The following is a 23,684-nucleotide window of genomic DNA, read 5'->3' as shown; positions in this document are numbered from 1 at the left end:
CAACGGCGCGGCTGCTGGCGGCAAGGAAGGAACGGAAAACACCTTGAAAGCCATGGCGGCGGCGGCGTACACTCGGCCCTCCCGCCTGCCCGATGCGTGATCGCCATGACCGAGCCCGCCGCCCCGCCGTGCGCGCACAGCCACGCCTTCCACAGCAGCGCGCCGCAGGCCGAGCAGCGCGCCTGGCACGTCGTCTGGCTGACGGCGGTGATGATGCTCGTCGAGATCCTCGCCGGCTGGTGGTCGGGCTCGATGGCGCTGCTCGCCGATGGCTGGCACATGGCCTCGCACGTCGTCGCGATCGGGCTGGCCGCCCTCGCCTACCGCCATGCGCGCCGCCACGCCGGCGATCACCGCTACGCCTTCGGCACCTGGAAGGTCGAGGTGCTCGGCGGCTTCGCGAGCGCGGTGCTGCTGGCCGCGGTCGCGGTGCTGATGGCCTTCGAATCGCTGCTGCGGCTCGCAAACCCCGTCGACATCGCCTTCGGCGAGGCGATGGGCGTCGCGGCCATCGGCCTGCTCGTCAACCTCGCGAGCGCCTGGCTGCTGCACGACGACGGCCATGAGCACGGGACGCACGCGCACGAGGCCGCCCATGCGCACGGGCACGGGCACGGGCACGGGCACGACGCTGCCGGCTGCCACGAGGCCGGACAGCCCCATGCGCACGGCCATGATCTCAACCACCGCGCCGCCTACCTGCACGTGCTCGCCGATGCGCTGACCTCGGTCGCGGCGATCCTGGCGCTGGCCGGCGGCGAGTGGTTCGGCTGGAACTGGCTGGATCCGATGACCGGGCTGGCCGGCAGCCTGATCATCGGCGTCTGGGCACGCGGGCTGCTGATCGAGACCGGCCGCGTGCTGCTTGATCGCGAGATGGACGACCCGCTGGTCGGGCGCGTGCGCGCAGCCCTCGAGGACGACAGCGGCACCCGCGTCGAGGACCTGCACCTCTGGCGCATCGGCCGCCGCCAGTACGCCTGCATCGTCGCCGTCAGCGATGCGCTGCGTCTGGCCCCGGCGACCTACAAGGCCCGGCTCGCCGGCTTCCCGCAGATCGTGCACGTGACCGTCGAGGTCAACGAGCGCGGCCTGTCCTGACCGGGCCGCCGCCGCAGCCGGGCAGGCCGGACAAGCCGCCCCCCAAAAAAAAACGGGGGCGACCCGAAGGTCGCCCCCGAGCCCTGTCGACCGAGGGTTCACTACGAAAGGAAACCGGACCGGATCAGAACTGCTCCGGGTCGAGCGCCATCATCGATGCCGCACCTGCCTTGGCGACGGTCAGCAGCGCTCCGGCGCGCGGCAGCAGCTGTTCGGCGTAGAAGCGCGCGGTCACGAGCTTGGCGCCGTAGAACTTCGGATCCCCGCCGGCCGCGAGCTGCGCACTCGCCGCCAGCGCGGCCCGCGCCATCTGCCAGCCACCGCAGACGCAGCCGGCCATCATCAGCAGGTTGAACGCGGCCCCGAGCACGTCGGCCTGGCAGGCCTCGTAATTTGCGACCACCCAGTCCGCAGCCTCTTCGAGCGCATCGACGGCCGGTGCGAGCCGGGTGCGGATCACGGCGAGATCCTCGCCATCGGCGGCATCGAGACCGGCGAGCGTCGCACGCATGTCGGCGAGCAGCGCCTGCATCGCCGCGCCGCGATCCAGCGCCAGCTTGCGCCCGACGAAGTCGTTGGCCTGGATCGCGGTCGTGCCCTCGTAGATCGTCGTGATGCGTGCATCGCGGAAGTACTGCGCCGCACCGGTCTCCTCGACGTAGCCCATGCCACCGTGGACCTGGATGCCGATCGAGGTCACGTCCTGACCGGTCTCGGTAGACCAGCCCTTGACGATCGGGATCATCAGGTCGACGCGCGCCTGCGCGGCCTTGCGCACGGCCTCGTCGGGATGGCGGCGGGCGATGTCGACCTGCGCGGCGGTGGTGTAGGCGACCGCGCGCATGGCCTCGGCCTGCGCCCTCATCGTCATCAGCATCCGGCGCACGTCCGGGTGGTTGATGATCGGCGACCTGGCATCGCCCTGATCGACGACGGTGCGGCCCTGGATGCGGTCATTCGCGTACCAGCGCGCCTGCTGGTAGGCCCGATCGGCCTGCGCGAGCCCCTGCAGGCCGACCTTCAGGCGCGCCTCGTTCATCATCGTGAACATGTGCGCGAGGCCCTTGTTGGCGGTGCCGACCAGATAGCCGATCGCTTCCTCGAAGGCGAGCACGCAGGTCGGGCTGCCGTGGATGCCGAGCTTGTGCTCGATCGACACGCACTGCACGGTGTTGCGCTCGCCCGGCGTGCCGTCGGCGTTCAGCAGGAACTTCGGCACCAGGAACAGCGAGATGCCGCGCACGCCGGCCGGGGCGTCGGGCAGGCGCGCGAGCACGAGATGCACGACGTTGTCGGTCATGTCGTGATCGCCCCAGGTGATGAAGATCTTCTGGCCGCTGATGCGGTAGTGATCCCCTTCGGGCACGGCCTTGCTGCGCACCGCGGCCAGATCCGAGCCGGCCTGCGGTTCGGTCAGGTTCATCGTGCCGGTCCAGGTGCCGGCGACCATGTTCGCGAGGTACGCGGCCTTCAGCTCGTCGGTCGCGTAGTGCTGGATGGCCTCGATTGCGCCGAGCGTCAGCATCGGGCACAGCGCGAAGGCCATGTTCGCGGCGTTCCACATCTCGTGCGTGGCGGTGCCGAGCAGTTCCGGCAGGCCCTGGCCATCGTATTCGGTCGGGCAGGCCAGACCGTTCCAGCCGCCTTCGATGAACTGCTGGTAGGCCTCGGCGAAACCGGGGGCGGCGACGACGCCGGCCTCGGTCCAGCGCGCGCCGTTGCGGTCGGCCTGCTGGTTCAGCGGATCGAGGACGTTGCCGGCGAGCTTGCCCGCCTCCTCCAGCACCGCCTCGACGAGGTCGGGACCGACGTCCTCGCAGCCCGGCAGGGCGGCGATGGCGTCGAGGTCGACGAGTTCACCGATGACGAAGCGCATGTCGCGGACGGGGGCGGTATAGCTGCTCATGACTCCTCACTCCTGTCTTGTCGAATGCCGGCAGGGACCGCGCCGCAACGGACGGGCGGTGCGGCTCCTGCCGGGGTACTGCCGGGTGATCCGGGATATGCCGGTGATCAGAGGCTCTGCGTCAGTTCCGGAACGAGCTGGAACAGGTCGCCGACCAGGCCGTAGTCGGCCACCTGGAAAATCGGCGCCTCCTCGTCCTTGTTGATCGCGACGATGACCTTGCTGTCCTTCATGCCGGCGAGGTGCTGGATCGCGCCGGAGATGCCGACGGCGATGTACAGCTGCGGCGCGACGATCTTGCCGGTCTGGCCGACCTGATAGTCGTTCGGCACGAAGCCGGCATCGACGGCGGCGCGCGAGGCACCGACCGCGGCGCCGAGCTTGTCGGCCAGGGCTTCGAGGATCGCGAAGTTCTCGCCCGAACCGAGACCGCGGCCGCCGGAGACGACGACGCGGGCGCTGGTGAGCTCGGGACGCTCGGACTTCATGATCTCCTGGCCGACGAAGCGCGCGACCCCGCTGTCCGCGGCGCCGCTGATGCGCTCGATCGGCGCGCTGCCGCCGCTCGCGGCCGCAGCCGCGAAGGCCGTGCCGCGCACGGTGACGACCTTGACCGGATCGGCCGACTGCACGGTGGCGAGCACGTTGCCGGCGTAGATCGGGCGCACGAAGGTATCGGGCGAGACGATCTCGATGATGTCGGAGACCGGCGCCACGTCGAGCAGCGCGGCGATGCGCGGTGCGACGTTCTTGCCGGCGGCGGTGGCCGGCGCCAGCACGTGGCTGTAGCCGCCGGCGAGGCCGGTGACCAGCGGCGCGAGGTTCTCGGCCAGCGCATGCGCGAGCGCGGCGTCGTCGGCAAGCAGCACCTTGCTGACGCCGGCGACCTGCGCAGCGGCCTCGGCAACCGCGCCGCAACCCTGGCCGGCGACCAGCACGTGCACCTCGCCGAGTCCGGCGGCGGCGGTGACGGTGTTCAGCGTCGCGGCCTTCAGCACCGCGTTATCGTGTTCGGCAATGACGAGGACGGCCATGATCAGAGCACCTGCGCGACGTTCTTGAGCTTGTCGACCAGTTCGGCAACCGAGGCCACCTTGACGCCGCCGGCGCGCTTGGGCGGCTCGGCGACCTTCAGCGTCTTCAGCCGCGGCGTCACGTCGACGCCGAACGCCTCGGGCTTCAGCACTTCGAGCGGCTTCTTCTTGGCCTTCATGATGTTCGGCAGCTTGACGTAGCGCGGCTCGTTCAGGCGCAGGTCGCTGGTGATGACGGCCGGCAGCTTCAGCTCGACGGTCTCGGCACCGCCATCGACCTCGCGGGTGACGGTGACGAGGCCGTCGCCAGGCTCGACCTTCGACGCGAACGTGCCCTGGCCGCAGCCGAGCAGCGCGGCGAGCATCTGGCCGGTCTGGTTGCAGTCGTCGTCGATCGCCTGCTTGCCGAGGATCACGAGGCCGGGCTGTTCCTTGTCGACCACCGCCTTCAGCAGCTTCGCGACCGCGAGCGGCTGCAGTTCGGCATCGGTCTCGACCAGGATCGCGCGATCGGCGCCCATGGCCAGTGCGGTGCGCAGCGTGTCCTGACAGGCGGAAACGCCGAGCGAGACGACGACGACCTCGCTGGCCTTGCCGGCCTCCTGCAGGCGCACGGCTTCCTCGACGGCGATCTCGTCGAAGGGATTCATCGACATCTTGACGTTGGCAGTCTCGACGCCGGTGCCGTCCGCTTTCGGACGCACCTTGACGTTGTAATCGACCACCCGTTTGACGGCGACCAGGACTTTCATCGATGCGGTACCTCGGTGGGATATATGCGGCTTCCCGTCCGGCCCGGCCGCGATCGGCGACGCTGGATACCGGTATTATCGGAATGAGCACTAAGGGAAAACCCTAGTACGACTTTACCGATTACCCAGTGCCGTCGCAAGATGCCGGGATCGTCCGGGGCGAGCCGGCACAGTCTATGCGCCGGGCCCGGGTTTTCTTACCCTGTCCTGCCCTCTCCCTCCCCACCCCCGAGGCTGCTTGACCATGTCCGATCTGCACGGCTACTACATCGAAGACCTGAGCGTCGGCCAGAGCGCGTCCTACGCGAAGACCGTCACCGAAGCCGACGTGATCCTGTTCGCCGGCATCACCGGCGACGACAACCCGGTGCACATCAACCAGGAATTTGCCGAAACGACGATGTTCAAGGGTCGCATCGTGCACGGCATCTTCTGCGGCGGGCTGATCTCGACGGTCGCCGGCACGCGGCTGCCCGGGCCGGGCGCGATCTACATCGAGCAGTCGCTGAAGTTCAAGGCGCCGGTGCGCATCGGCGACACGGTCACCGCGACCGTCACCGTCACCGAGATCAACGCCGCCAAGCGCCGCGTGCACGCCGACACCGTCTGCACGGTGCACGGCAAGGTGGTCGTCGAGGGCAAGGCGACCTTCATGGTCGACAACCGCCCGGCGGGCTGAGCCCGCGCTGCCGTCACACGCCGGCTTGATGCAGATCAACGCGCCTGCGCGAGCCCGGGCGTTCAATACGCCTCAAGGTCGCATTGAGGAATGGCGGTGTGTGACCTTGAGCTTCACGGCGGAGCCGTTCTCGCGGGCGGCTCCGGGCGACAAGCTCGTTTGATCTCCTGAGGCAGGTTTATCTTGAGCGGGGACTTCGGTCCCCGCTTTTTTTATGCCCGGACAGCACGACGCCCCCGTCGCAGACGGGGGCGTCGTGAACGCGGAGGCAGGACTTGCGGCTTCAGGCGCTGATGCGGCGCTCCCGCACCGTCAGCTGGCGCCGGGCCGGCGTGTGGCCGTGGCCCTGCGTCTGGCGCAGCGCGTTGCGCTCGGCCATCTCGCGCACCGCCGGGCGGTCGACGAAATCGGCGAGCGTGATGCCGGTCAGGAAGGTCGCGATGCGCTCGCTCAGGTCATTCCAGAGATCGTGCGTCAGGCACTGGCGGCCGTTGTCGCAGTCGCCGCGCCCCTGGCAGCGGGTCACATCCACGCGCTCGTCGACGGCGGCGATGATGTCGGCAACGCTGATCGCATCGGCACGCCGCGCCAGCCGGTAACCACCACCGGGTCCGCGCACGCCCTCGACCAGTCCCGAGCGACGCAGACGCGCGAACAGCTGCTCCAGATAGGACAGCGAGATACCCTGGCACTGCGAGATGTCCGCCAGCGTCACCGGTCCGTGTGAATCATGGATCGCCAGATCCATCATCGCCGTCACCGCGTAGCGCCCTTTCGTCGAAAGCTTCATGAGTACCTCCGCAGCCGTCTTGCGCACCGCCGGCCCGGGTGACCTTCGGCGCAGTCTGGTTTCGATGCTACGGTACCCAAGCGATTCGATCAACTATTGTGCGGTGCACCGGTGGCGGACGCGAAACCGTGCCCCTGGCGCGTGCAGTAACACAGCCATTTGTACAAAAAACGGTTGGCCCGGCAGCGCGCGTACAGCTCGCTCGCCTCCTCGGCGGCCCCGAGCCGGTACGGCGGTGCGTGGCGCAGCCGCGCGACCATGACCTCGGCGAGCCGCGCATCGTGATAGATGCGCACGTGCAGGTCCGGCTCCAGCAGCACCTGGCCGTCGCCGTGCTCGAAGCGGTAGGTCAGGGACAGCTCGCTGGTGTAGCGGAAGCGCTCGCTGACGTGCAGGTGCAGGTCGAGCGCCCCGGCTGCCTGCGAGACCTGTCTCGCATCTGCCGGCAGCATGGCCGGCAGCAGCCGGCGCAGCAGCATGTAGTTGCGCTCGTAGAGGTCCATCAGGCCCGAGAAGCTGCCGGGACGCGGATCGAGGCCGGCGTGGGCCCGGACCGGAAAGATCAGATTCACCAACGCGTGGTCCCGCCGTGCTTTTGTGAGGACTGGATACAGCCGCGCCGGCATCCCCGAGATGGATGCCGAAATCCGTTCCGTCCCTGTGGGGGCGACATTATAATCGCGCGCCTCGCGCGGCCCGGGCTTTCGTGCCGGGTCACCAGGACAGCGCCGTACGCATCGGCACGGCGGTCCCGGCACCTGCGCAGCCGGCTTTCCCAGGCTTCTAAATGCGTTCCGAAGAGGAAACTACATTGGCAGAGTACGTCGTTTGGTTTGAAGCCCTCGGCATGGGCGACGTGGACCGCGTCGGCGGCAAGAACGCGTCGCTCGGCGAGATGATCAGCCATCTGTCTGCTGCCGGCGTCCAGGTACCGGGCGGGTTCGCGACCACGGCCGAGGCCTTCCGCGAGTTCCTGACCGTCAACGGCATCATCGACCGCATCAACGCCGAACTGGCGAAGCTCGACATCGAGGATGTGAACGCGCTGGCCGAGACCGGTGCGCGCGTGCGCCAGTGGGTCATCGATGCGCCGTTCCAGCCGGCGCTGCTCGACGCGATCGAAACCGCCTACCGCGACATGACATCGCGCTACGGTGCCGGACTGTCGGTCGCGGTGCGCTCCTCGGCGACCGCCGAGGATCTGCCCGATGCCTCGTTCGCGGGCCAGCAGGAAACCTTCCTGAACGTGCGCGGCCTCGATCAGGTCATGGCTGCGATCAAGCACGTGTTCGCCTCCTTATATAACGACCGCGCCATCGCCTACCGCGTGCACCACGGCTTCGAGCACGGCGAGGTCGCGCTGTCGGCCGGCATCCAGAAGATGTGCCGCTCCGACCTCGGTGCCGCCGGCGTCATGTTCACGCTCGACACCGAATCCGGCTTCGACGACGCGGTGTTCATCACCGCCTCCTACGGCCTCGGCGAGACCGTCGTGCAGGGCGCCGTGAACCCCGACGAGTTCTACGTGCACAAGCCGACGCTCGCCGCCGGCCGCCCGGCCGTGCTGCGCCGCAACCTCGGCGGCAAGGCCATCAAGATGGTCTACAACAGCGCCGAGCAGACGGTCGGACGCAGCGTCAAGACCGTCGATGTCGAACTCGCCGAGCGCCGCCGCTTCGCGCTTGCCGATGCCGAGGTCGAGGCACTCGCCCGTCAGGCGCTGATCATCGAGCGCCACTACGGCCGGCCGATGGACATCGAATGGGGCAAGGACGGCACCGACGGCCAGCTCTACATCCTGCAGGCCCGCCCGGAGACCGTGAAGAGCCGCGCCGACTCGCAGGTCATGCAGCGCTACCAGCTGTCGCGCCGCGGCGAGGTCATCGCCACCGGCCGCTCGATCGGCCAGCGCATCGGCTCGGGCGTCGTGCGCGTGATCAGCGACATCAAGGAGATGGCCAAGGTCCAGGCCGGCGACGTGCTCGTGACCGACATGACCGACCCGGACTGGGAACCGATCATGAAGCGCGCCTCCGCCATCGTCACCAACCGCGGCGGCCGCACCTGCCACGCGGCGATCATCGCCCGCGAGCTCGGCATCCCGGCGGTGGTCGGCTGCGGCGATGCCACCGAGCGCGTGCGCGACGGCGAACCGGTGACGGTCTCCTGCGCCGAGGGCGACACCGGCTACATCTACCGCGGCCTGATCGACTTCGACATCCGCGAGGTCAGCCTCGACGCGATGCCGCAGCTCGCGTTCAAGATCATGATGAACGTCGGCAACCCCGACCGCGCCTTCGACTTCTCGCGGCTGCCGAACGCCGGCGTCGGTCTGGCGCGGCTGGAGTTCATCATCAACCGCATGATCGGCGTGCACCCGAAGGCGCTGCTGAACTACGACGCGCTGCCCTCCGACATCAAGGTCCGCGTCGACTCGCAGATCGCCGGCTACGCCTCGCCGGTCGACTTCTACGTCGACAAGCTCGCCGAAGGCATCGCGACGCTGGCCGCGGCCTTCGCGCCGAAGCCGGTCATCGTGCGCATGTCGGACTTCAAGTCCAACGAGTACGCGAACCTGATCGGCGGCCCGCTGTACGAGCCGCACGAGGAAAACCCGATGATCGGCTACCGCGGCGCCTCGCGGTACGTCTCGGAGAGCTTCCGTGACTGCTTCGAGCTCGAATGCCGGGCGATGAAGAAGGTGCGCAACGACATGGGTCTGGACAACGTCCAGGTCATGATCCCGTTCGTGCGCACGCTGGAGGAAGCGCGTCAGGTGGTCGAGATCCTCGCCGCCAACGGCCTGGAGCGCGGCCGGGACGGCCTGAAGCTGATCATGATGTGCGAACTGCCGTCGAACGCGCTGCTCGCCGATGAGTTCCTCGAATACTTCGACGGCTTCTCGATCGGCTCGAACGACCTGACCCAGCTGTCGCTCGGACTCGATCGCGACTCCGGCCTGATCGCGCACCTGTTCGACGAGCGCAATCCGGCGGTCAAGAAGCTGCTGTCGATGGCGATCCAGGCCTGCCGGCGCAACGGCAAGTACATCGGCATCTGCGGCCAGGGTCCGTCGGATCACCCGGATCTGGCCAAGTGGCTGATGGAGGAAGGCATCGAGAGCGTGTCGCTGAACCCGGACACCGTTGTCGAGACCTGGATGTTCCTGGCCGGCGAAGCCGCCTGATCTGCGGATTCACTGCCGAATCCGCCTGAACAGCCTGAACGGACGGGGTGCGGTCGCCAGCGCGGCCGCACCCCGTTTTTCATGGCGCGATTGCGCGAGATAGCGAGACAATCAACACGGTATCCGTTTCTTCTTACGCGTAAGAATTGCCAAGCCGGATTCGAGCCGCGACACTGCCCAACCCCCCTACGGGCGGCAGCGCACCGCCCCCTGCAACGAGGCCCGGAGAAGCAATGGCAATCCACGAATTCTTCCTGATGCTGGCGGTGCTGCTGCTGACCGCCCGCCTCTTCGGCGAGCTGGCCAGCCGCCTCGGCGCCCCATCCGTGATCGGCGAACTGCTCGCCGGCCTGGTGCTCGGCCCCTCGGTGCTCGGCTGGGTGCAGCCGACCGAGACGCTGATGACGCTCGCCGAGGTCGGCATCATCCTGCTGCTGTTCGAGGTCGGCCTCGACACCAACCTGTTCCGGCTCGCCGAAGCCGGCCGCAAGCCCTTCGTCGTCGCCGCCGTCGGTGCCTTCCTGCCGCTCGTGCTCGGATTTGCCGCGGGCTGGCTGCTGTTCGACACCTCGATCCTGGCCGCGCTGTTCATCGGCGGCACGCTGACCGCCACCAGCATCGGCATCACCGTGCGCGTGCTCGACGACCTGATGCGCCGGCGCAGCGACGAGGCGCAGATCGTCATCGGCGCAGCAGTCATCGACGACATCCTCGGCGTCATCATCCTCGCCTTCCTGTACGACTTCTCGTCGCCGAAGGGTGTGTCGCTGGCGAGCACCGCCAGCATCGCGCTGTTCATCGTCGTGTTCATGGTGCTCGCGCCGATCGCCGGCAAGATCATCGCCTGGGCGATCGATCACACCGACCGCAAGCTCGAATCCGAGGGCCTGCTGATCACGCTGGTCATCAGCCTGATCATGCTGTTCTCGTGGCTCGCCCACGCGGTCGGCGCTCCGGCGATCATGGGCGGCTTCGCGGCCGGCATCGCGCTGAGCCAGCACTTCCGGATGTCGATCACGCAGCGCCTGCGCCTGCCGTTCCGGCGCACGCTGGAGCGCGCGTTCGCGCCGCGTCCGGAGCTCACGCACCGGCTCGAAAAGCAGTTCCGGCCGCTGCTGCACACCTACACGCCGATCTTCTTCGTGATGGTCGGCGTGTCGCTGGACCTGTCGGCCGTCGACTGGTCCTCGGCGCGCGTCTGGCTGATGGCCGGCGTGCTGGTCGTGCTGGCAGTCGCCGGCAAGGTGGCGAGCGGCTGGTTCATCGCCGAACCGACGCTGCGCCGTGCCGCGATCGGCCTGAGCATGGTGCCGCGCGGCGAGGTCGGGCTGATCTTCGCGAAGCTCGGACTCGGGGCGGCGATCCTGAGCCAGGAGCTGTACGCGGTGCTGCTGATCGTCGTCGCGCTGTCGACGCTGCTGCCACCGTTCGCGCTGAAGGCCTTCTACCAGCGTTACGGCGACCGGCCCGAACTGGTGATGCGCGACGACGACTGATTTCCTGACCGCCTCCCGATCGCCCCGCCCGCCCGGCACGACCGTCAGCCGTGCCGGGCGGATGCGGGTTCAGAGATAGCGCAGGTACAGATAGACCGTGCTGATCGCGATGCTCATCAGCATCAGCGGAAACGCCATCAGCAGGAAGGTCTTGAAGCGGATCGGCTGGCCGGCACGCTCGGCGAAGCCGGCGACCACCAGATTGGCGCTGGCTCCGACCAGCGTGCCGTTGCCGCCGAGACAGGCCCCGAGCGACAGCGCCCACCACAGCGGCAGCAGGTTGTCGGCCCCGAAGGTCGGCGCCATGTTCTGGATCACCGGGATCATCGTCGCGACGAACGGAATGTTGTCGACCACGGCCGACAGCACGGCCGACACCCACAGGATCGCCATCGCCGTGGCCTTGTAGTCCCCCTGCGTGGCCGCAACGATCCAGTCGGCCATCAGCTTCAGCGCGCCGGCCTTCTCGATGCCGGTGACGACGACGAACAGGCCGACGAAGAAGAAGATCGTCACCCACTCGATCTCGCGCAGCGCGTGCGCGACCTCCTCGGTCTGGTGCTCGGCATCGTGGCGCACGACCTGCAGCGCCAAGAGCAGCGCAGCCCCGAAACCGGCGATCGTCGCCGGCTCCAGATGCAGCGGATGCGCGATCATGAAGCCGAAGATCACCGCACCGATCACCGCCAGCGCCTGCTTCAGCAGCCGCGGATCCGTGATCGCCGATTTCTCGTCGAAGGCCATGACCTGGGCGCGCGCCTCCGGCGTCGCCCGCAGCGTGCGGCCCCAGACCAGCCAGATCGGCAGCAGCGTCGCCGCGAACACGACGAGCACCACCGGCGTCAGATGCAGCAGGAAGGTGTTGAAGCTCAGGTTGGCGGCCGAGCCGATCATGATGTTCGGCGGGTCACCGATCAGCGTCGCGGTGCCGCCGATGTTCGACGCGAAGATCACCGTGAACAGATACGGATACGGCGGCACACCGAGCGCCTCGGTGATCAGCAGGATCACCGGCGTCACCAGCAGCACGGTCGTGACGTTGTCGAGGAAGGCCGAGAACACCGCCGTGACCACCGCCATCATCACCAGCAGCCCCCAGGGATCGGCCTTCACGCGCTTGGCGGCGACGATCGCGACGTACTGGAACACGCCGGTCTTCTGCGTGATCGCGACGATGACCATCATCGCCGTCAGCAGGCCGATGGTGTTGAAATCGATGCCGTGCACGGCTTCGAGCTGCGTCAGCACGCCGGAGAGGATCATCAGCCCGGCCCCGAGCGCGGCGATCACGGCGCGGTTGAGCTTTTCGGAAATGACGATCGCGTAGGTGGCGACGAAGATCGCGAGCGACACCAGCAGCGGCGGCAGCCCGAAGATCACGTGGGAGACGGAAGCCGGTTCACCGTGCATCGTTCTGCACTCCCCGGCCGAGCAGATGGGTCAGCAGCAGCCGCACGCTGAGCACGCCGACGATGTGGCGATCGGCGTCGACGACCGGCAGCGGATTGCGCGCCTCGGCCAGCCGGCGCGCCGCCTCGACCAGCGGGCAGTCGGTTTCGAGCGGCACCACGTGCGGATCGGCGACGTCCCCGGCGGTCCTTGCCGAGAGCTGGCCGAGGTGCGTCGACAGCAGCGAGGCGGCATCGCCGAGAAAGCTCACGTCGGGCTGGCCGATGCCATGACCGAGCCGCAAGCCGGCCGGCAGGATCTCGTGCAGCAGGTCGGTCAGCGTCAGCATGCCGAGGTAATGCCCGTGCGCATCGACCACCGGCAGGTGGTTGATGGCCAGATCGAGCATCAGGTTCAGGGCCGCAAGCGCCGAATCGCTGGCCGGGATCGGTTCGATCACATGCAGCAGGGGCAGTGACTGGATGGTCATGGGGCTGGCTCCGCAAAAACGCAGCAGCTGGGATCAAGGGGATGGCACGGTCGAGGTGCCTGGGCATCCTCCGGCCGGCATCCGGCATGATCCGCCAGCGCAATCCTTTACGAAATGACACAACACACGATGTCGCCTTACACCGGCCGTTTCGCCCCCTCGCCCAGCGGGCCGCTGCACTTCGGCTCGCTGGTCACGGCGCTCGCGAGCTGGCTCGACGCCCGCGCCGCCGGCGGACGCTGGCTGCTGCGCATCGAGGATGTCGACGGCCCGCGCACGGTGGCCGGGGCCGAAGCGCTGATCCTCGCCGATCTCGAGCGCCACGGCCTGCACTGGGACGGCGAGGTGCTGCGCCAGAGCCGGCGCACGGCCGTGTACGAGGCCGCGCTGGCGCAACTGCAGGCGGCCGGCCGGCTGTATGCCTGCACCTGCAGCCGCGCCCGCCTCGCAGCCTCCGGCGCAGCCAGCGGCCCTGCCGGACTCGTCTACCCGGGGTTCTGCCGCAACGCCGGACACGCGCAGGCGCCGGGACGGGCCCTGCGCCTGCGCATCGACGACGCGATGACGGTCGGTTTCACCGACCGGCTGCAGGGCCCGCAGGCGCAGTGCCTCGGCCGCGAGGTCGGCGACCACGTGCTGCGCCGTGCCGACGGCCTGATCGCCTATGCGCTGGCGGTCGTCGTCGACGACGGCGAGCAGGGCGTCACGCACGTCGTGCGCGGGGCCGACCTGCTGACATCCACCCCCCGGCAGATCTTCCTGCAGCAGCAACTGGGCCTGCCGCAGCCGGCGTATCTGCATCTGCCGCTGGTCACCGATGCGCGGGGTGACAAGCTCTCCAAACTCACCCGCGCACCGCCCCTGCCGGGGGGCGACCCGCGCCCGGCGCTGCACGAGGCGCTGGCCTTTCTCGGCCAGCCGCAGCCCCCGGCGGGCCTGTCAGCCACGGAACTCCTGGAGCGGGCAGTACGGGCCTGGGATTGCAATTCCCTGCCCGCCAGCCCCGGCCGCACGTGGGCAGGCACGCTGACGCTGGCCACCGGCCCCTAATTGCGCATTGCAGCATTACCAACAGGCAATGTTCCAGCCCGGCCCCTGTCAACTGCAATGGCCGCCTGCAGAATTATCGCAACTGCTAATTTTTCATGGTTTGAAATTATAATATCGCATCGCAAATAATATAGGTATAAACCCTTATAAAAAAAGGAACAATACTTAGGATCAACCTCTCCTGCCCTGCAGGCGGATTCCAGGAACTTCGCCTTTTTCATCAGAGCCTTGTCGCAGACAAAAGCCCTGACGGGCCGGCACCCGACACAGCCGTTGACTTTGCCGGGAGCGGTAGGGAAAAATGCAGATCGCGCCACGCGCAATCGAACAATAAAACAATAAGCCGTGCTTTCCGGGCGCTCGCCCGGGACCATTACCAAGGGGATGAGGCGCTTGATACGGTACTTGCGAATCGCACGCTCGCATTCACCGCACGCCGTCCGGATTATGTTCTGTTCCCGCCGATTTTGCTGCACTGCGGTCAGCCGCATTTCCAACCATCAGCCCGATCCGGCGAATGCCGCTGTGGCGCCCCGTCCCGCGCGGAGGGGTCGCGCGGTCGACCATGGCCGGTCGCCGCGCTTTCCGGTGTCAGCCTGACACCTGCAGTGAACGAGTGCGCGGCCTGCCCGTGCAGGCTGCCGCAGCTTGAAACCGGCATCGCCCGCCCCCGCGGACGGTGTCAGTGAATCTTGGGGGCGCTCCCGTGCGCGGGAGCCGGCTGTTGATCAGAGGAGTAGCTTGTATGTCCGAAGAAAAGGTCTATCCCGTCCCCGCCGAAGTGGCGGCCAAAGCCTGGATCAACGACGCCCAGTACCAGGAAATGTACGCGCGCTCGATCAGCGACCCCGATGGTTTCTGGGGCGAGAAGGCCGGTGAACTCCTGACCTGGTTCAAGCCCTGGAGCAAGGTCAGCGACTGCGATTTCAAGGCCGGCCGCATCAAGTGGCTCGAAGGCGGCAAGCTCAACGTCAGCTACAACTGCCTCGACCGTCACCTCGAAACCCGCGGTGACCAGGTCGCGATCATCTGGGAAGGCGACAGCCCGAACGAAGACCGCAAGATCACCTACAAGCAGCTGCACGAGGAAGTCTCGCGCTTCGCGAACGCGCTGAAGGGCCTCGGCGTCCAGAAGGGCGACCGCGTCTGCATCTACCTGCCGATGATCCCCGAGGCGGCCGTCGCGATGCTCGCCTGCACGCGCATCGGTGCCGTGCACTCGATCGTGTTCGGCGGCTTCTCGCCCGACGCGCTGAAGGACCGCATCGTCGACGCCAGCTGCGCCGTCGTGATCACCTCCGACGAATCGATGCGCGGCGGCCGTGCCGTGCCGCTGAAGGCCAACGCCGACAAGGCGGCGGCGGCGGCCGAGTGCGTCAAGAACGTCGTCGTCGTCAAGCGTACCGGCGGCAAGATCGCCTGGACCGAAGGCCGTGACGTCTGGTACCACGAGCTCGTCGAGGCCGCCCCGGCCGACTGCCCGGCCGAGGAGATGGACGCGGAAGACCCGCTGTTCATCCTGTACACCTCGGGTTCGACCGGCAAGCCGAAGGGCGTGCAGCACACGACCGGCGGCTACCTGCTGTATGCCTCGATCACGCACAAGTACATCTTCGACTACCACGACGGTGACATCTACTGGTGCACGGCCGACGTGGGCTGGGTCACCGGCCACAGCTACATCGTCTACGGTCCGCTCGCCAACGGCGCGACCACGCTGATGTTCGAAGGCGTGCCGACCTATCCGACCTCGACCCGCTTCTGGGACGTGGTCGACAAGCACCAGGTCAACATCTTCTACACCGCCCCGACCGCGATCCGCTCGCTGATGCGCGACGGCGAGGAGCAGGTCAAGGCCACCAGCCGCGCCTCGCTGCGCCTGCTCGGTTCGGTCGGCGAGCCGATCAACCCCGAGGCCTGGGAGTGGTACTACCGCGTGGTCGGCGACAACCGCTGCCCGATCGTCGACACCTGGTGGCAGACCGAGACCGGCGGCATCCTGATCACCCCGCTGCCGGGCGCGACGGCGCTGAAGCCGGGCTCGGCGACGCGGCCGTTCTTCGGCGTGCAGCCGGCGCTGGTCGATGCCGAGGGCAAGGAACTCGAAGGCGCGACCGAGGGCAACCTGGTCATCAAGGCCTCCTGGCCCGGCCAGATGCGCACGATCTTCGGCGACCACAACCGTTACGTGGAGTCCTACCTGTCGGTCTACCCCGGCACGTACTTCACCGGTGACGGCGCCCGCCGCGACGAGGACGGCTACTACTGGATCACCGGCCGCGTCGACGACGTCATCAACGTCTCCGGCCACCGCATGGGCACGGCCGAGGTCGAATCGGCGCTGGTGCTGCACGCGGCGGTCGCCGAGGCGGCGGTGGTCGGCTATCCGCACGACCTCAAGGGTCAGGGCATCTACGCCTACGTGACGCTGATGGCCGGTGTCGAGCCGACCGACGCGCTGCGCAAGGAACTCGTTGCGCACGTGCGCAAGGAGATCGGCCCGATCGCGACGCCGGACGTCATTCAGTGGGCCCCGGGCCTGCCGAAGACCCGCTCCGGCAAGATCATGCGCCGCATCCTGCGCAAGATCGCCGCGAACGAGTGCGAGGGTCTGGGCGACACCTCGACGCTGGCCGATCCGACCGTCGTCGACGACCTGATCGACAACCGCGCGGTCAAGTAAGCCGCACCGGCTGATCCCGCAGGCCCGGTTCCGCTCGTCGCGGGGCCGGGCCTGCGGCTTTTCCGGCCTCCTGCAGGCTTGCAAGCCGGTCACGGCAGGCCATGCTTGGCCGGTCCGTAGCCAAGCGGAGAACACTGCGATGAGCGACATGGATCCGATCGTCGGCAACTGGTACCGCGACCTCGAAAGCCACGCCTGCTTCGAGGTCGTCGCCTTCGACGAGGATGCACGCACCGTCGAGGTCCAGTTTCAGGAAGGCGAGGTCGAGGAGATCGAACTCGACGCCTGGTATGAACTGGTGCTCGAAGGCATTGAGGCCCCCGATGACTGGGCCGGCGCCTTCGACGATGTCGACGGCGAGGACCTCGGTTACAGCGACCTGCCGACCGGCGACGGCCGCGACCGCGATGATCCGTTCCGCGCCCTCGACTGAGCCGGGAACCCGCCCGTTGCTTGCACACGGGCACGTGACGGCTCGCCCGCGGCTTGCGTAATCTTCGCGCGCGCCGCCGCCCCGGCGCCCGTGGAGACTCCCCGATGCCGTACCCGCCGTTACCGACGCCCCGCGCCGTCGTCCTGCTGCTGCTGCTGAGCGGCTGCGCCGCGGCCCCGGAAGGCCCGCAGAACACCGTCCAGGTGCCCCCCGAACGCCTGGCCTCGGCCGGGGCGCGGGCGAGCCTGCAGATCCAGCGTCGCGGCGAACTGCTGCGCGAACTCGACACCACGCGCTACGTGCGCTGCGTGGCCGATGCCCTGATCCAGGCGATCCCGGCCGCACCGGCCGACTGGGAGGTCGTGGTGATGCGCGACGAGACGCCGGATGCCTGGGCACTCGCCGGCCGCCGGCTCGGCGTCACCAAGGCGCTGCTGCGCGTCACCGGCAATCAGGACCGGCTCGCCGCCGTGCTCGCCCACGGCATCGCCCATGAATTGCTCGGACATACCGGTGCGCACATCACCCCCTCGGTCGCCGCCAGCCTCGAAGGCGATGCCGCGCTGTCGAACGAGGCCATCGCGGCCATCGGCGGTGCGTCCCAGGTCGGGGCGGGTTTTGCGTATTCCGCCAGCGAGGAAGCCGCCGCCGACGGTCGGGCGCTGACCCTGATGGGCGCAGCCGGTTTCGATCCAGCCGCCGCGTCACTGGCCTGGGCGCAGCTGCAGGCCTATCGCGTGCGTGAAGGCACCTCCGGTGAACGCCCGCCGCCGATGCTGCTGGTACATCCGATCGACCGGGGCCGCATCCAGGCGATGCACACGCCTGCGGCCGCGGTCACAACGGCCTTCGATGCCGCGCGCCTGAGCGGCCGGCGACCCGACTGCGGCACACTGGAAGAGTCCGAACGCTGAAACTGCGTCCGCCACGGCGCCGGACGCCCCGCTTGTCCGGGCCGTGTCAGCGGCCCGGTGCCGGCTCGGACAGCTTCGCCAGCGCCTTGCGCTCGGCCTCGCCGGGCTCGGTGCGGGCCTGCAGCCAGCTGCGCAGCGCATCGATGGCGGGCTGGGCCTCGGCAGCACCGAGCTTGCGTGCCCGCAGATACCAGTCCGCGGCGAGTCCGACATCGGCGTTGTCGCCGCTGCGGCCCGGATCGTAGCTGGCCGCGAGCAGCAGCGCGGCATCGGCGCTGTTCTGCCCGGCCGCGGCTTCCAGATACAGACGCGCCGCGCCCAGGTCACCAAGTTCCAGCGCGCGGCGTCCGCGATCGAGCAGTTCGCCGGGACCGGGCTGCGGCGGTTTCGCGGCCGGGGGCGCCGCGGTCCGGGCCTCGGCCCCTGCCGCCGGCAGCACCGTGACCTCGACCGCGGCCTCGGCGACCGGCCGGGGCACGCGCAGGCGCTGCAGCGGCTGCGTGCGGATCAGCAGGGTGTAATGACCCGGTGCGCCGCTGCGCAGCTTCAGCCCCGGCAGGGCGACGGCATCCAGCACCCAGCGCCCCATCTCGTCGCGGGCACCGGCGCTCAGGCTGGCATCCATCGGCAGTCCGCCGATGATGACGCGCTGCCCGCGCGCAGCGATGCCGGGCAGCAGTTCCAGCCCGAACACCGCCTCCTCGCCGACGGCGAACTTCAGCGAGCGCGGAGCCGCCAGCGTCGGCATCGGCTGCGCGCCCGACAGCAGCGCCTCGTCGTCGGTGATGGACGGATCGCGGACACCTTGGGCGGCCGGGGCCTGCGCCGCCGCGGCCGGGGCAGTGCCCGGACGCAGTGCCGCCGGGGGTTTCAGCAACTCGACCTCGCCGGCCGTGGGCTCGGGCTCGGCACCCGGCGGACGGATGTTGAAACGCGTCTGCAGGCCCGCGACCCAGTGCTCGAAGCCGTAGATGAGCCGGTGGCGCAGCTCCGGCACCTGCCATCCATACCAGAGCGCTGTCGCCAGCACGACGATGACGAGCATCAGGCCCACCCGCCTGCCGCCACCCGGCCTGACCGGCTTGCTCATACTCATGATCACTGGCACCTTTTCCGGAGCGCGGCATGCCCGTTGCCGCGTACCACCGATGGACCTACAACCGACAGGACGGCCGTTCCAGCGCAACGCTCGACGAGCCGTCCGACACCACAGGCTCGACACCCGTGCGCAACGTAGTCGAATTCTTCAATCCACGGCCGATCATCGGCGTGTTCGTCGATGGACTGGCAGGCTGTGACTGGCAATGCCCGGGCACCGAGGATGCCGAATCAGCCGAACTGCAGGACGTGAACCTGCTGCCGTCCGGCCATCTGGTGCTGACGCTGCTGCTGCGCGGCGCCGACGAGCCGACCGAATGGATCGGCCTGAACGGCGTGCTCGATGCGACCGACGGCTCGATGGCGCTGGAACTGGGCGGCACGCGCTATCTGGCGTTTCCGCCCCGGGAACGCGAACGCGTCAGCGCGCTGTTCCTGAAACTCGCGAACCGCCAGTACTGACGCGCACCGGGCCGCCCCGCTCTTTCAGTCATGCACCTTCAGTCATGCACCTTGCGGATCGCCTCGGCGAAGGCGGTCTGCTGTTCGGGGCTGGCTTCGCGCTGGTGCAGGGTTTTCCACTGCTCGTAAGGCATGCCGTAGACGATCTCGCGGGCGCCTTCGTAGTCGAGAGCGAGTCCGCGTGCCTGCGCCGCGGCCAGATACCACTTCGACAGGCAGTTGCGGCAGAAGCCGGCGAGGTTCATCAGGTCGATGTTCTGCACGTCGCTGCGCTCGCGCAGGTGCTCGACCAGCCGGCGGAAGGCGGCGGCTTCGAGTTCGGTACGGGTGGCGGTGTCGATTTCGGACATGGTGGCTTCGTCTGGCGTTCGGGATTCGGGGGGGACAGGCGGGTTCACTGGCCCTGGCCGTGCAGCATGACTTCGACGTCGTTGCCGGAATCGTCGAGCGTCTGGATGCGGCAGAGCAGATCGCCCTCGAACAGCAGCGGCTGGCGGCGCACGCTGCAGACCAGCCCGGCCACCGGCGTGTGCACGTCCTTCAGCAGATCGCCGGTAAAGCCGTCGTACAGGTGACCGAGCAGCTCGCCGGCCTGCACCCAGCGCCCGGGATCAATGCGTCCGACGAAGAAGCCGGCCTGCTCCGAGAGCACCGCATAGGACTGGCGCAGGCCGAAGTAGTGCAGGTCCTCCTCGTCATCGGCGAGCGTCAGACCCTCGACGATGCCGGTGCGGTCCAGAAACGCCACCAGCGAACGGAACAGCGTCTCGCAGTGGCGCGACTGCAGGTCACCGGCCCGCCCGGCCTGCAGCACGAAGTTCTCGCCACCGTGCGCGCGCCAGGCGTGGACCAGCGTCGCCATGAACATCTTGTTCAGCGGCCGCTCGATGACCGCCGGCAGGCCGAACAGGCAGGCGGTCGCGCGCTCGTCGTCGTTCGGCGCGTACAGGCGCACCTGCGGCAGCTCCTCGATGTCGAGGTTGGAGCTGTGGATGTCGATGCGGTAGTAGGCGCCGCGCGTCAGGCGCAGCAGCGCGGCGGCGATGCGCTGCGTGGTCTCGCCGCCTTCGAGGCCGGGAAACACGCGGTTCAGGTCGATCTTGTCGAACGGCCAGACGCGCGACAGCAGGTTCACGCCGAGCACGTTGACCGCCGGCACCAGCAGCACGCGCTCGCGCAGCCGCAGGTCCGGACGCTTGCCCTGCTCGACATCGCGCAGGAAGGCCGCGAGCCGCGCGAGCACGAACACACCGTTCAGCTCGTTGCCGTGCAGCCCCGCCACCAGTGCCAGCCGCGGCGTGCGCTCGACCGGCCCGACGTCGTGGTACGGGATGTCGAAGTCATCCCGCAGCGGCGCCGTCATGCGCAGCAGCGTCGGCGTGTTCATGCGCTTTCTCCGTTTTCGGGTTCCGCATCGGCAACCACGCGCGCCATCAGCGAGCCTTCGTAGACCAGCGGGTACTCGCGCAGCGTGAACAGCACGCCATCGCAGGGCGAGCGGACCTCGGCCAGCCGCCGGCCTTCCATCGGCGAGACGATGTGGCCGAGCAGCCCGCCGGCGCGCACGGCCTTCCAGTGCTCGACCTCGGGCACGAACAGGCCGGAGGTCGCAGCGTTCAGGTAGTGGACGTTGTCCTCGTGTGCGAGCCGGGGCTCGTGCGTGACCGGCGCCAGTTCGAGGTCGGCGGCGAGCACGCCGAGCCCCTGCCAGACGTTCAGCAGGCCGGTGATCAGCTGCTCGGTGTAGACCGGCGTCAGGCGCATGCCTACGCCCATCTCGACCACCAGCGCCGGCACGCCGGCCTCGTTGAGGCTATGGGCAATGGTGGCTTCGAGCACGGTCACGGCGCCGTGCAGCCAGATCACGTCGAGATTCATGCGCCGCGCGTACGGCAGCAGGGATTCGGCGAACACATGGTTGATGCGCACCTGCGGAATCTCGCGCAGGTAGATGTTGCTGGCATGCACGTCGACGACCAGCGCGCAGCCGGCGAGTGCCGTCATCGTCGCTGCGGCGATGCGCTGCGGCAGCACGCCCCGCGCGTGCCCGGGGAAGGACCGGTTCAGGTCGACGCCGTACGGCGGCACCGTGCGCGCCAGCGTGTCGAGACCGAGCGGATTCAGCGCCGGATAAAGTTCGATGGTGCCGAGCAGCGCCCCGGGCCGGCGCTCGGCGAGCGCATCGAGCCAGGCGGCGAGCCGGTGACACAGATACAGCCCTTCCAGTTCGTCACCATGGATGCCGGCGACGACGGCGACCCGCGGCCCGTCACCGCCCCGGAACACGCTGCGCTGCAGCCTCATCCGCTCCCGGTACGGCATTTCCAGGGAGAGGAGGGTTTCCACTCGCTTGTCCATGTACCGCTCTGCGTTGGTTCTGCTGATGCCTGCGCCGCAGCCACGGCGAGACGCGTGTCGCGGCGTGGACGGGGGTCCGCCAAAACCGCGCGAGTTTGGCACAGCCTGCCGGAGCTTCAAACCGCCGCGGCCCCCGGCGGCGCGTCCGGTGATTTTGCGTGATGCGAAAACGGCACGGGTCTTGATTGTTGCGACGCAACATCCACGCTGCTATGCTGCATCGCAACAGAAACTTCCTTCACCTTATTCCTTCACTTCCGCCGGGATGCCCGCCATGTACGACCTCGACCCGTTCAACGAAGCCCTTGCCCGTTCCGCCACCTGGATCGCGCCGGTGGTGCAGGCCAACAAGCTGTTCGTCGCCAGCCTCGAAAAGCTCGCCGCCTTCCAGTTCGGGCTGCTGCGCTCCTATGCCGGCTTCGGCCTCGGCCGCCTGCAGGCCGCCAGCGACGTGACCGATGTCGAGAGCCTGAAGGCCTTCTCGGCCGCCCAGCTCGAAGCCGCCGGCGCGCTGCGCCAGAAGGCGCTCGACGACGCCCAGGCCTACGCCGACCTGCTCGCCGGCTTCAAGGCCGAGTTCGAACAGCTGATCGCCGCCAACAGCACCGACTTCGCGCCGAAGCCGATCGTCAAGGTCGCTCGCCGCGCCGCCTCGGCCGCCTGATCGCACGTCCCGCCCTCCCCCGGCGCAGCAGCATCCGGCCCGGCTCGTGCAGCCGGGCTTTTTTCATGTCCTCCGGGGTTCCCCCGGCCGGAGCGCACGCCGCGGTTCCGGCCCCGCTCAGGCGCGATCGACCGGAAAGGCCAGCACCGCATCCAGCCCGCCGGCATTGGCCGCGAGCATCAGCAGCCGGTCGAAGCCGAGCGCGACGCCGGCGCAGGCCGGCAGACCGCTGGCCAGCGCCGCCAGCAGCGCTTCGTCGATCGGCATCACCGGCAGGGCGGCCCGCACACGGGCGCGATTGTCGGCCTCGAAACGGGCGCGCTGCTCGCCGGCATCGCCGAGTTCGTGGAAGCCGTTGGCCAGTTCGACGCCGTCCAGATACAGCTCGAAACGGCTGCCGACGGCCGGCGTCTCGTCACGGCGGATGCACGCAAGCGCGGCCTGCGCCGGCGGATAGTCGTACAGGAAGCTCAGCCGCCCGCAGCCGAGCCGCGGCTCGATCACGTGACTGAGCAGCAGGTCCAGCCACGGTTCGACCTGCGCTTCCGGCATGCCGGGCGGCGGTACCAGCGCGTGCCGGGTGCAGGCCACCCGCAGCGCCGGCACGTCCGCAGCGAACGGATCAACGCCGGCGTGCTGCAGGAAAGCGTCCTGATAGCGGATGCGCTCGGGCTCGGCGAGCGCACGCCTGCCGGCGAGCAGCTCGCTGACGAGGTCGATGACCTCGTCCATCAGCGCGTGATGATCAAAACCGGGCCGGTACCATTCGAGCAGCGAGAATTCGGGGTTGTGCCGGCGACCGGCCTCGCCGTCGCGAAACACCTTGGCGAGCTGCCAGATCGGGCCGCTGCCGGCGGCGAGCAACCGCTTCATCGCGTACTCCGGCGAAGTCTGCAGCCACAGCCGCCCGGGCTCCGGGCCGTGCCAGTCGACGGCGAAGCTCGCCAGCGCCGGATCGGTCACCGCCGCCCGCGACAGCGCCGGGGTATCGACTTCGAGCACGCCGCGCGCCTCGAAAAAGGCGCGCATCCGCGCGAGCAGCCCGGCGCGCAGGCGCAGGGCTTCGGGCGCACATGACGGCCGCCAGTCAGCCGGGCCGGACAACGGCGTCACGATGCCCGGACGGAAATTCCGGGGCTGCTCGGCGCCGGCAAGGACGGTTCATTCCTTGACGCGCGAAACGTATTCGCCGGTGCGC

22 protein-coding genes are annotated in these 23,684 nt (G+C 68.6%); 10 read left to right on the top strand and 12 right to left on the bottom strand.

The window, feature by feature from the left end; translation table 11 throughout:
* Nucleotides 1-105 precede the first annotated feature (105 nt).
* On the top strand, nt 106-1,101 hold the full coding sequence (gene dmeF / locus PKE44_RS02095) for a CDF family Co(II)/Ni(II) efflux transporter DmeF (protein WP_324548004.1): 996 nt from the start codon (nt 106-108) through the stop codon (nt 1,099-1,101).
* Between the two features lie 124 nt (nt 1,102-1,225).
* On the opposite strand, the gene PKE44_RS02090 is transcribed toward dmeF, so the two are convergent.
* From PKE44_RS02090 to PKE44_RS02080, 3 genes are all read right to left on the bottom strand, one after another.
* Entirely contained in the window at nt 1,226-3,007 is a 1,782-nt protein-coding gene (locus PKE44_RS02090) for an acyl-CoA dehydrogenase (protein WP_324548003.1), read from the bottom strand.
* Nucleotides 3,008-3,114: 107 nt separating this feature from the next.
* A complete protein-coding gene (locus PKE44_RS02085) occupies nt 3,115-4,041 on the bottom strand; it encodes an FAD-binding protein (protein WP_324548002.1) in 927 nt (308 codons plus the stop codon).
* Between the two features lie 2 nt (nt 4,042-4,043).
* The gene (locus PKE44_RS02080; protein ID WP_324548001.1) at nt 4,044-4,793 is read right to left on the bottom strand and encodes an electron transfer flavoprotein subunit beta/FixA family protein; all 750 of its coding nucleotides are present in this window, start codon (nt 4,791-4,793) and stop codon (nt 4,044-4,046) included.
* A 244-nt stretch (nt 4,794-5,037) separates the two neighbouring features.
* Here PKE44_RS02080 and PKE44_RS02075 point away from each other — a divergent pair, with 244 nt between their 5' ends.
* Entirely contained in the window at nt 5,038-5,472 is a 435-nt protein-coding gene (locus tag PKE44_RS02075) for a MaoC family dehydratase (RefSeq protein ID WP_324548000.1), read from the top strand.
* A 283-nt stretch (nt 5,473-5,755) separates the two neighbouring features.
* Here the strand turns inward: PKE44_RS02075 and PKE44_RS02070 are convergent, their stop codons facing one another.
* Both PKE44_RS02070 and PKE44_RS02065 read right to left on the bottom strand, forming a co-directional pair.
* Entirely contained in the window at nt 5,756-6,262 is a 507-nt protein-coding gene (locus PKE44_RS02070; protein WP_324547999.1) for a Fe-S cluster assembly transcription factor, read from the bottom strand.
* 89 nt (nt 6,263-6,351) lie between these two features.
* On the bottom strand, nt 6,352-6,828 hold the full coding sequence (locus tag PKE44_RS02065) for a DUF1249 domain-containing protein (protein WP_324548006.1): 477 nt from the start codon (nt 6,826-6,828) through the stop codon (nt 6,352-6,354).
* A 245-nt stretch (nt 6,829-7,073) separates the two neighbouring features.
* Between PKE44_RS02065 and ppsA the strand changes: the two genes are divergently transcribed.
* A complete protein-coding gene (gene ppsA, locus PKE44_RS02060; RefSeq protein WP_324547998.1) occupies nt 7,074-9,449 on the top strand; it encodes a phosphoenolpyruvate synthase in 2,376 nt (791 codons plus the stop codon).
* A 233-nt stretch (nt 9,450-9,682) separates the two neighbouring features.
* Nucleotides 9,683-10,945, top strand: coding sequence for a cation:proton antiporter (locus PKE44_RS02055; protein ID WP_324547997.1), 1,263 nt, complete (start codon nt 9,683-9,685; stop codon nt 10,943-10,945).
* 69 nt (nt 10,946-11,014) lie between these two features.
* Here the strand turns inward: PKE44_RS02055 and PKE44_RS02050 are convergent, their stop codons facing one another.
* Together PKE44_RS02050 and PKE44_RS02045 are read right to left on the bottom strand one after the other, a co-directional pair.
* Nucleotides 11,015-12,355 (bottom strand): ArsB/NhaD family transporter, encoded by a 1,341-nt coding sequence (locus PKE44_RS02050; protein WP_324547996.1) that lies wholly within the window; start codon nt 12,353-12,355, stop codon nt 11,015-11,017.
* The gene (locus tag PKE44_RS02045) at nt 12,345-12,824 is read right to left on the bottom strand and encodes a CBS domain-containing protein (RefSeq protein ID WP_324547995.1); all 480 of its coding nucleotides are present in this window, start codon (nt 12,822-12,824) and stop codon (nt 12,345-12,347) included. The genes PKE44_RS02050 and PKE44_RS02045 overlap by 11 nt, the downstream gene beginning before the upstream one ends.
* Before the next feature lie 129 nt (nt 12,825-12,953).
* On the opposite strand from PKE44_RS02045, the gene gluQRS reads away from it, so the two are divergent.
* From gluQRS to PKE44_RS02025, 4 genes are all read left to right on the top strand, one after another.
* Nucleotides 12,954-13,874 (top strand): tRNA glutamyl-Q(34) synthetase GluQRS, encoded by a 921-nt coding sequence (gluQRS, locus tag PKE44_RS02040; RefSeq protein ID WP_324547994.1) that lies wholly within the window; start codon nt 12,954-12,956, stop codon nt 13,872-13,874.
* Between the two features lie 745 nt (nt 13,875-14,619).
* Nucleotides 14,620-16,557: an acetate--CoA ligase gene (gene acs, locus PKE44_RS02035; protein WP_324547993.1), complete on the top strand. Its 1,938-nt coding sequence runs from the start codon at nt 14,620-14,622 to the stop codon at nt 16,555-16,557.
* Between the two features lie 139 nt (nt 16,558-16,696).
* Nucleotides 16,697-16,990 carry a DUF6763 family protein gene (locus PKE44_RS02030; RefSeq protein WP_324547992.1) on the top strand — a complete coding sequence of 98 codons (294 nt, stop codon included), beginning with the start codon at nt 16,697-16,699 and terminating at the stop codon, nt 16,988-16,990.
* Nucleotides 16,991-17,094: 104 nt separating this feature from the next.
* Nucleotides 17,095-17,904: a M48 family metalloprotease gene (locus PKE44_RS02025; protein ID WP_324547991.1), complete on the top strand. Its 810-nt coding sequence runs from the start codon at nt 17,095-17,097 to the stop codon at nt 17,902-17,904.
* Between the two features lie 46 nt (nt 17,905-17,950).
* Here the strand turns inward: PKE44_RS02025 and PKE44_RS02020 are convergent, their stop codons facing one another.
* Nucleotides 17,951-18,949 carry a hypothetical protein gene (locus PKE44_RS02020; RefSeq protein ID WP_324547990.1) on the bottom strand — a complete coding sequence of 333 codons (999 nt, stop codon included), beginning with the start codon at nt 18,947-18,949 and terminating at the stop codon, nt 17,951-17,953.
* An 80-nt stretch (nt 18,950-19,029) separates the two neighbouring features.
* Here PKE44_RS02020 and PKE44_RS02015 point away from each other — a divergent pair, with 80 nt between their 5' ends.
* Nucleotides 19,030-19,464: a hypothetical protein gene (locus PKE44_RS02015; protein WP_324547989.1), complete on the top strand. Its 435-nt coding sequence runs from the start codon at nt 19,030-19,032 to the stop codon at nt 19,462-19,464.
* A gap of 38 nt (nt 19,465-19,502) precedes the next feature.
* Here PKE44_RS02015 and PKE44_RS02010 read toward each other — a convergent pair whose 3' ends face one another.
* From PKE44_RS02010 to PKE44_RS02000, 3 genes are read right to left on the bottom strand one after another with little or no spacing between them, the layout of a single operon-like run.
* Nucleotides 19,503-19,805 (bottom strand): DUF1244 domain-containing protein, encoded by a 303-nt coding sequence (locus PKE44_RS02010; RefSeq protein ID WP_324548005.1) that lies wholly within the window; start codon nt 19,803-19,805, stop codon nt 19,503-19,505.
* Between the two features lie 53 nt (nt 19,806-19,858).
* On the bottom strand, nt 19,859-20,851 hold the full coding sequence (locus tag PKE44_RS02005; RefSeq protein WP_324547988.1) for a M14 family metallopeptidase: 993 nt from the start codon (nt 20,849-20,851) through the stop codon (nt 19,859-19,861).
* Nucleotides 20,848-21,822, bottom strand: a complete 975-nt coding sequence (locus PKE44_RS02000; RefSeq protein ID WP_324547987.1) for a M14 family metallopeptidase — start codon at nt 21,820-21,822, stop codon at nt 20,848-20,850. Before PKE44_RS02000 ends, PKE44_RS02005 begins: the two co-directional genes overlap by 4 nt.
* A gap of 274 nt (nt 21,823-22,096) precedes the next feature.
* Between PKE44_RS02000 and PKE44_RS01995 the strand changes: the two genes are divergently transcribed.
* A complete protein-coding gene (locus tag PKE44_RS01995) occupies nt 22,097-22,486 on the top strand; it encodes a phasin family protein (protein ID WP_324547986.1) in 390 nt (129 codons plus the stop codon).
* A 117-nt stretch (nt 22,487-22,603) separates the two neighbouring features.
* On the opposite strand, the gene epmA is transcribed toward PKE44_RS01995, so the two are convergent.
* Complete coding sequence (epmA, locus tag PKE44_RS01990) at nt 22,604-23,599, bottom strand: EF-P lysine aminoacylase EpmA (protein WP_324547985.1); 996 nt, start codon at nt 23,597-23,599, stop codon at nt 22,604-22,606.
* Nucleotides 23,600-23,684: the final 85 nt, after the last annotated feature.

The sequence above is a fragment of the Plasticicumulans sp. genome (assembly GCF_035331805.1).
Taxonomy (GTDB): Bacteria; Pseudomonadota; Gammaproteobacteria; order Competibacterales; family Competibacteraceae; genus Plasticicumulans.
The sequence above is the reverse complement of the archived record's forward strand: the minus strand, read 5'-3'. Positions and strand labels throughout refer to the sequence as shown.